Consider the following 8321-nt stretch of genomic DNA (forward strand, 5'->3'; position numbering starts at 1 on the left):
GGCTGGCGCGGCATCCGCCAGCGCAAGCTGCACCTGGAAGAGCTGATCGGCAGCGCCACGCGGACGCTGAAGGCCGGCCGGCCGGTCCATATCGTCGATATCGCCGCCGGCCACGGCCGCTACGTGCTCGACGCCGTCGCCAAATGCACTGAGCCGCCGGCCAGCGTGCGGCTGCAGGATTTTTCCGACCTCAACGTTTCGCTCGGCCGCAAGCTGATCGCCGAGCGGCACCTGCCGACCAGCGTCTCGTTCCACCAGGCCGACGCATTCGACGCCCAAATGCTGGCCGGGCTCGATCCGGCGCCGGACCTGGCCATCGTCTCCGGGCTTTACGAATTGTTTGCCGACAACGCCATGATCGCCCGCTCGCTCGGCGGGCTGGCCAAGGCGATGCAGCCCGGCAGCCTGCTTCTCTACACCAACCAGCCCTGGCATCCGCAGCTCGAAATGATCGCGCGCAGCCTGACCTCGCATCGCGGCGGCCAGGCCTGGGTGATGCGCCGGCGCACGCAAGGCGAGATGGACCAGCTGGTGGCGGCGGCCGGCTTCGAAAAGCTCGACCAGCGCATCGACCAGTGGGGCATCTTCACCGTCTCGATCGCGCGGCGCGTCTGAGCATGGTCTTGCCAGTCCTTGGCGCCGCCGTTGCCGCGGCCCCTGCCCTTTCTGCCTCCGCGCGCGAGCCGTACGCCGGAATCGTGCTGCGCGCTGCGTTGTGGCTGGCGTTTCTGGCGCCGTTCTTCTACGTGACCTACGGCTTCGCCAACTGGCTGGCGTCGCAGCGCGACGATGTCGGCAGCATCGTCTTTGCCTGGGAGCGCGGCATCCCGTTCATCGCCTGGACGATCGTGCCCTATTGGTCGATCAACCTGTTCTACGGCCTGTCGCTGCTGTTGAACGATACCAAGCGCGGCGTCGACCGGCTCGCCGGCCGTTACCTCACGGCGCAGATCATCGCCGTCGCCTGTTTCATCCTGTTCCCGCTGACGGCGACCTTCATGCGGCCGCAGACATCAGGCCTGCCGGGGTTCATGTTCGCGGTGCTCGGCGGCTTCGACAAGCCGTTCAACCAAGCGCCGTCGCTGCACATCGCGCTGCTTGTCATCATCTGGGATCATTGGCGCTGTCGGCTCAAAGGCCTGGCCGCCATCGTCTGGCACGTCTGGTGTTTCCTGATCGGCGCCTCGGTGCTGACGACATGGCAGCACCATGTCATCGATATCCCGACCGGCGCTTTGCTCGGCTTCTTCGCCCTGTGGCTGTTCCCGCGCGACGGCGAATTGCCGTTCGCCGGCTTCCGGCTGACCGCCGATCCCAAGGCACGGCGGCTGGCGCTGTTCTACGCGCTCGTCGCAGCCCTGGCACTGGCCGGCGCCGTTGCCGGCGCCTTCGTCTCGGCGCTGTGGCTCATCCTGCTGTGGCCGGCGCTGGCGCTGGCCATCGTCGCCTTCGCCTATGTCGGAGCCGGCGCCAAAGTGTTCCAGAAAGCGGCCGATGGCAGCGTCTCGCTGGCCAGCCGTGTTTTGCTGCTGCCTTACCGGCTTGGCGCCAGGATCAATGTGTGGGCGTGGACGCGCAAGCTGCCGCCGCATGTCGCGATCGCCGACGGCGTCTTCCTCGGCCGCTTTCCCACCGCCGCCGAGGCCGACGCTTTCGGCACGGTAATCGACCTTGCCGGCGAGTTGGAAAGCCCGCGCGGCGTCACCTGCCGCTGGACGGCTGTCGCCATGGTCGATCTCTTGCCGCCCTCGCAAGCGGCGCAAACGCAAGCGGTGGCGGCGATCGAGGCGGCCCGCGGCCACGGCACCGTGCTGGTCTGCTGCGCGCTCGGCTTCCAGCGCAGCGCCGCCATCGTCGCCAACTGGCTGGTTGCGAGCGGTCGCTCGCCAACGCCGGCGCAGGCGCATAAGCGGCTAACGGCATCGGGCCGTCCGGTGCATCTTCGGATCGCGGCGGACGAGCCGGCATGAGTGCCCATCGAGACAAAGCCGAGGCCTTCGCCGCCAGCCTCATGACGCAGGCGGTGTGGCCGCTGCTGCTGGTGCTGGCCGCGTTGGTGGCCGCGCCGTTCATTGCCGTGGCAGCGCAGCCGCAGACGACGACGCTGGCGTCGGCGGCCTGGCTGGTGGCGGCAGCGAGCGGCATGGTCACCCTCGCCGTCTCGGCCCTGCTTGTCTTCGACGCGCTGCTGTTCTGGCTGATGGCGAGCCACGTCAGCGAAGCCGCCGGCGGTGCCTCGGTCGACGACGTGCTGGCGCGCATGCGCGTCAAACCGGCCGCTGCCGGCATCCGCTCGCTCGACCGGCGCATCGCGGGCACGCAGCGCCTGCTGATGAAGCAGCGCATCGCACTCGGCCTGTTCGTGGCGGCATCCGCTGTCGCCTTGTCTTTCTGAGCCGGACGATGAGCAAGCTCGGCACAAGGACTTTCACCCTGCTGCAGACCGTGACCTCGGTCGGCCTATCGGCGCTGGCCTGGGCGGTGACCGGGGTGCGGCCGATCTGGAACGGCAGCAAGCCGTCGGACCGGCAGCGCATCTACTTCGCCAACCATGCCAGCCACGGCGATTTCATCCTGCTGTCTGCCTGCCTCAGCGAGAAGGAGCGCGCCCGCACCCATGCCGTCGCTGCCGCCGACTATTGGGGAAAATCACGGCTGCGCCGGTTCATCGCGCAGGACATGCTGTCCTCGGTGCTCATCCACCGGCAGTGGATCGATGAGGCTCAGAATCCGATCTCGATCATGCTGTCGGTGCTCGATGAGGGTCATTCGCTGATCATCTTCCCCGAAGGCACGCGCAACATGACAGACGAGCCACTGCTGCCGTTCCGCTCCGGCCTCTATAATCTCTCGATGGCGCGGCCCGACGTCGAACTCATTCCCTGCTGGATCGAGAACATGTCGCGGGTGCTCCCCAAGGGCCAGTTCGTGCCGGTGCCGCTGCTCTGCCGCGTGGTCTTCGGCGCGCCGATCGCCATTGCGCCCGGCGAGGAACGCCGGGCCTTTCTCGACCGCGCCCGCAAGGCGCTGCTTGCGCTCAATCCCCGCCCGCTAAGAGACGACTAGAACAACATGCCAATGCACGAGACCCTCATTCTGGTTGTCGGCCTCTCTGCGGTGCTGACCACAGCAAGCCTGGTTGCCGGCATCCTGTCGTGGCGCGCGCCGAAGCCGCTGTCCTCGACGCTGGTCAACCTCAACCAGCGCATCAACGCCTGGTGGGTTATGGTCGTGGCGATCACCGTCGCCTTCTTCTTCGGCCGCTCCGGCATGACCATCCTGTTCGCGCTGATCTCGTTTGCGGCCTTGCGTGAATTCGTGACGCTGACGCACAGCCGCCGCAGCGACCATTGGGTGCTGCTCGGCATGTTCGGCATCATCATCCCGTTCCAGTACTGGCTGGTGTGGACCGCGTGGTACGGCCTCTTCACCATCTTCATCCCGGTCTACTGTTTCCTGCTGATGCCGGCGATCACCGCGCTTCATGGCGACACCGAGCGCTTTCTCGAGCGCGTCTCGGCGCAGCAATGGGCCGTCATGATCTCGGTCTACTGCGTCAGCCACGTGCCGGCGCTGCTGACGCTCGAGGTGCCCGGTTTCGAGGGCCGCAATTTGTTGCTGATCGCATTCCTGATCATCACCGTGCAAGGCAGCGACGTGCTGCAATACATCTTCGGCAAGCTGTTCGGCAGGCACTTGATGTCGCCGAAGGTTTCGCCGTCGAAGACCTGGGAAGGGCTGGTCGGCGGGCTGGCGACGTCGAGCCTGCTTGGCGCGCTGCTGTCGTTCCTGACACCGTTTTCGCCGCTCCAGGCGGCGGGGGTCGCCTTCATCGCCTGCTTGATGGGGTTCCTCGGCGGACTGGTCGCCTCCGCCATCAAGCGCGATCAGGGGGTGAAGGACTGGGGCCATCTGATCGAGGGCCATGGCGGCATGATGGACCGCGCCGACAGCCTGGTTTTCGCTGCCCCGGTTTTCTTCCACACCGTGCGCTATTTCTGGACGTGACAGCGAACTACAGCCTTATTTTGCAGCCGCAAGCGGCGCTTTCTTGACAGCCAGCGGCGAATGCGGCGCCTGCCAGCGACCTTGAGCGCAACCTGCGGATCCCCACGCTACCCCTTCGAGTCTTGCCGCAGGTCGTGAGAGGTATTTCCCGTGGCTCTGCTTGGACCAACGGGACCGCGGATGAAATAGTTATGGCGCAGCCAGAACGCCTCGGCGGATGGCAAGGGCGACATCGGCGGAGAACGGCGGCACATCAAGCTTCAGCCAGCCGTCCGAATTCGCTTGCCAATCCGCCGTTTGCCTGCCGGCAGTGGTATCCCAGGCGATGACGCGATAGGTGCCGCGAGCCAACCCGGGCAGCTCCAAGGCGACCGGAACCGGCGCAGCGCCGGCGCGAAGCATACCGTTCCCCCCGATCGTGTCGCGGCGAACCAGCCAGACCACTGCCTGGGAATCGTCACCGCAGGCAACAGCCGCGGCGTCGGGACCGGAAACCCGCATCTTGTTGCCGAGATGGGCACGCCGGAACGAAACCCAGTCGATCAGAGGGAGGAAATCGGCCAGCGAACGCTGCGCACGCCGCATGCCGGGGGTGAGCACGTGCGGGGTGCGGTTTGGCCACCGCATGCCGCCACCCGCGCCCCCCGCGGCCAGGTGAGCCCATTGCAAATGGCGGAAATATTCATCATCGAAAGGTTCCGGAAGCGTGATTTTCTTGTCCTTGAATGAGTGGATCGGGCCGTGCTCGGAATCGAGAAAAGGGCGGCCGTCACGGATTTCGCCGAGCGCCTCTCCGACGATCCGCGCCATGCCGAGCGCCGGCGCCACCGTGTCACTGGGGTCATCGATCGTGCCCTCCTCGTAGAGATGGAGGGAGGCGAAGTCGAGGTCTGGGTGGCGGAAGATCGGCCCGGGCAGCGGCATGTGGGGCCGCCAGCGAAGCTCAGGTCCGAACAGCGAGACGGTCTGCGGGTGAGAGCGGCCGTAAAGTGACGTTTCCAGCCGGCGCACAAAATCGCTGAGATCATGGATAAAGGCGCCGAAGCCATCCGCGCTGCCCTGAGCCTGCTCGGGATGGATCTCGTTCCAGAGGTCCCATGCGAAGAAGGCTCCGCTGCCGCTCCATCTGCGAACCACAAATTCCAGCCTTGCCTTGATCGCGCGGCGCGTCTCGACGCAGATCAGGAATCGCGACGGGTGGTCCAGCACGCCTCCGTTATTGCGGTTGTAGGGGTGGTGGCGCCAGTGCAGCCACTGCCAGAACGTATCAAAGGGGGTGAGCAGGATTCTTAAGCCCTGTTTTTCGCAAAGACGAAAGAGGTCGTCCCACAATTGCACCATTGCCGGCACGAAGCGGCCCTGCGGCTTCTCGAAGTAGCGGTGGCGAACCTGGGCATATTCCAGCATCAGCCTGAGGCAGGTGACGCCGCTTTCCTTCAGCCGACGGAGATGATTTTCCACGCCGGCCATATCGGCGCGCCGGAACAGGCCATTGAGTTCGGGCCAGCTTACCGCATCATTGTGCCCGATCGGCGTCCATGCCTCGCCGTCCTCGGTTGCGAAATAGGAACCGGCTAACTTGATCCAAGGCAGGCCGGCAGCCGATCTCGGCGCAGTGTCTTCCACTTCCCCGACCAGCGGTATCGCCAATCTAATATCGTTCAAAGGCATGCCCCGAATTTCGTCCCCGGAGCGGTATAACTGCCGCGGTGGCAAAATGTTTCGCCGGGTTGGCAGGCCAACGGACTGTCATCTATTTGCAGTGCAAGAATGCCCTGCCCTAGTCGCAGGGAAGGAACATCTCCTTCTCCTAAGCGACGGCCTCGAAGGCCTGACGCACCTCCGGTGGGGCTACCCCGTCCCAAACCCATCTATGCAGGAACTGGATCGCTTTCTTCCACTCAGGCCCCTTCTTGGGCAGTCATGAGTTGATAAGGCTCCCTCGACGTGGTTGATCCCCAGGTAATCCAGGTCTCGGTCGATCCTGACGAAGAACCAGCCAGGACGCGATCATGGCGCGTAGTTTGCTGCGCCCTTGCGGCAGAGCCGGCCTAGCGATCACCGTTACGTTATGGACTATCGCTATGGACGATCGCAGGAACGCGAATGAAATAGTCATGACACAGCCACGACGCCTCGGCCCCGCTCGTCCCTGTTAGGCGACTCGTGAAAGGACTTGCTGATCCAGGTCGCCCCTAGCCAGTCCGAAACGCCAGCGATGGTTCGTTGCCTCACGTCTGCTCTGGTAAAACAAGGTCAGTTTCCCGCCCTCGATCATTACCGTCGAATGGCCGTTCTCCCCAGGCTCACCAGGATCCAGCACGGGGCCGACCGACACGTAGGGACCCTGGACGTCGTCGGCGATGGCGAAGAATACGCGCTGACGACTTCCGCGCGGACCCTCGGGAAGGAAGCAGGTGGCGTTGAGAAGCACGCGACCGTCGGGCAGTTCGACCAGTTGGGCGCCCTCGATCCCCCATTCGTAGTCCGGATGCTCGCGCGCATTGTGATGGGGAACGTCGAGATGGTCCAATATCTTGCCGAGACGTTTCCACGGCCCGAACCAGGAATCGGATTGGCTGCGCGCCAGATAGACGTCAGGCTGCGGCACCCTGGTGAATTTAGGCATACCTGAATAGACGATGTAGCGCTTGCCGCCGATGATCGCCGGATGGGGATCATAGATCCCGTCCTCATCGGTGCCCGGCAGGGACAATATCGCCGGTTTCAGCACCACCCAGTTGAAGCCATCATTGGAAACCGCATGTTCACAACGTCCGCCCGACTTCATGAATTCGGTCTGGATAAACATATGGAAGACGCCGCATTCATGAATGACGCCGGGCGCCGCTATGCCCGATCCGGTTACCGGCAAGTCGAGCGCCTCATGCTCAGTCCACGGCCCATAAAGGTCCGGAGCCGTGGCATGTAGTATTTTCCAGCTCTCGGTCGTGACAGTGCCGCTGGAACCGAAGACGTGCCAAATCTCGCCGTCGAACACCGGACAAGGATCCTTCAGATCATCCACGGACTGCGGGTGAAACAACGGAAAGACGTTGGTTTCAAAGTTGAACTTCATTCCTTGCGGCTCTCTCACGGTGGCTGCCCTCTTCGGCCATCTGTGGCGACCAAAACGAATCATGCGCGGCTCATTAACTCTTATACCTGCGCTCATGAATGGTTGTTGAACGATTGAGCGGATTTCAGCCGTTCTGTGGCGATGCGCCACATTTGGCGAGATATGAAGCTGCAAGCGCCTCCGCCTTGGCCGAGGCGACATGTCCGTCGGGTGTTGGCACAGCGCCGCGTCTCTTCGAACAATTGCGCAAGTGGCCGGCTCGGCGGCTACAGCCAATTAAAATCCAGGGAACAACTTACTCAAATGAAAGTTAGATACAAGGATAAAGGATTTATCAGGATCGTGCTTCGATTAACATATGTTAATCTGGAGATTAACAAACTATAATTCAGAGGAATCTTACATGAAAATAGCGGGTGGCAAAAAAAATAAATCAAATATCCCCATAAGATCGTCTATTCTACTTTGCTTTTCTCACCTCAGGTGGGATTTCGTACACCAACGCCCGCAGCATATTCTGACGCACGCCTCAAAACAGCAGCAGCTAATTTACTTTGAGGAGCCGGTCTACGAGGAAATATGCTATCCTTCGATCCGGGTGAACGATCGATCTGCAATGATCACAATCGTAACCCCGGTTCTTCCGGCCGGCATTTCCGCAACAAAGGCGGACGCCATCCAGCGCAGGTTCGTCGACCAGATCCTCACCTCAGCGCCGCATGACCGGCTGACTGTATGGTACTACACGCCGATGGCGCTGCGTTTCAGCGATCATCTCCGCTACGACGTGTGCGTCTACGACTGCATGGATGAACTCTCCGCCTTCAAGAACGCGCCGGCAGAGTTGGCGCAGATGGAAAAGGCGCTGTTCCAGCGCGCTGATGTCGTGTTCACGGGCGGGCAGAGTCTGTACGAGGCCAAACGAAGCCTCCACAAGTCGATTTTTCCCTTCCCCAGCAGCATCGACGTTGCGCATTTCCACAAGGCAAGAGAGCCCGGCGATGACCCTGTAGACCAGGCAGACATACCTCACCCGAGAGTGGGCTTCTTCGGCGTGATCGACGAACGGCTCGACGTTGAAATGATCGCACAGGCGGCTGCGGCAATGCCCGAAGTGCATTTCGTCATGCTCGGCCCGGTGGTCAAGATCGACCCGCTAAGCTTGCCGCGCGCAAGTAACTTACATTGGCTGGGTGCCAAGCCCTACGCCGACCTGCCTCGCTATCTCAGGCAC

At 62.8% G+C, this 8321-nt stretch carries 8 protein-coding genes; 6 read left to right on the forward strand and 2 right to left on the reverse strand.

From position 1 onward, the window contains the following. The 5 genes from EOA86_RS12745 to EOA86_RS12765 all read left to right on the forward strand — a co-directional run. The coding region (locus tag EOA86_RS12745) for a class I SAM-dependent methyltransferase family protein (protein WP_206630009.1) at nucleotides 1-615 on the forward strand (615 nt) is incomplete at its 5' end. Between the two features lie 2 nt (nucleotides 616-617). Then, nucleotides 618-1970 (forward strand): phosphatase PAP2/dual specificity phosphatase family protein, encoded by a 1353-nt coding sequence (locus EOA86_RS12750; protein ID WP_128341969.1) that lies wholly within the window; start codon nucleotides 618-620, stop codon nucleotides 1968-1970. Then, nucleotides 1967-2395: a hypothetical protein gene (locus tag EOA86_RS12755; protein ID WP_128341971.1), complete on the forward strand. Its 429-nt coding sequence runs from the start codon at nucleotides 1967-1969 to the stop codon at nucleotides 2393-2395. Before EOA86_RS12750 ends, EOA86_RS12755 begins: the two co-directional genes overlap by 4 nt. 8 nt (nucleotides 2396-2403) lie before the next feature. Continuing rightward, nucleotides 2404-3066, forward strand: coding sequence for a lysophospholipid acyltransferase family protein (locus tag EOA86_RS12760; protein ID WP_127208501.1), 663 nt, complete (start codon nucleotides 2404-2406; stop codon nucleotides 3064-3066). Between the two features lie 12 nt (nucleotides 3067-3078). After that, entirely contained in the window at nucleotides 3079-4008 is a 930-nt protein-coding gene (locus EOA86_RS12765; protein ID WP_128341975.1) for a phosphatidate cytidylyltransferase, read from the forward strand. Between the two features lie 189 nt (nucleotides 4009-4197). Here the strand turns inward: EOA86_RS12765 and EOA86_RS12770 are convergent, their stop codons facing one another. Continuing rightward, complete coding sequence (locus EOA86_RS12770; RefSeq protein ID WP_206630010.1) at nucleotides 4198-5673, reverse strand: hypothetical protein; 1476 nt, start codon at nucleotides 5671-5673, stop codon at nucleotides 4198-4200. Nucleotides 5674-6163: 490 nt separating this feature from the next. Continuing rightward, nucleotides 6164-7087, reverse strand: a complete 924-nt coding sequence (locus EOA86_RS12775; RefSeq protein WP_128341973.1) for a hypothetical protein — start codon at nucleotides 7085-7087, stop codon at nucleotides 6164-6166. A gap of 403 nt (nucleotides 7088-7490) precedes the next feature. Here EOA86_RS12775 and EOA86_RS12780 point away from each other — a divergent pair. Next, on the forward strand, nucleotides 7491-8321 hold an 831-nt coding region (locus EOA86_RS12780; RefSeq protein ID WP_164891712.1), incomplete at its 3' end, for a glycosyltransferase family 1 protein.

Origin of the sequence: Mesorhizobium sp. M5C.F.Ca.IN.020.32.2.1 (genome assembly GCF_004023105.1) — a bacterium.
GTDB classification, from domain to species: domain Bacteria; phylum Pseudomonadota; class Alphaproteobacteria; order Rhizobiales; family Rhizobiaceae; genus Mesorhizobium; species Mesorhizobium wenxiniae.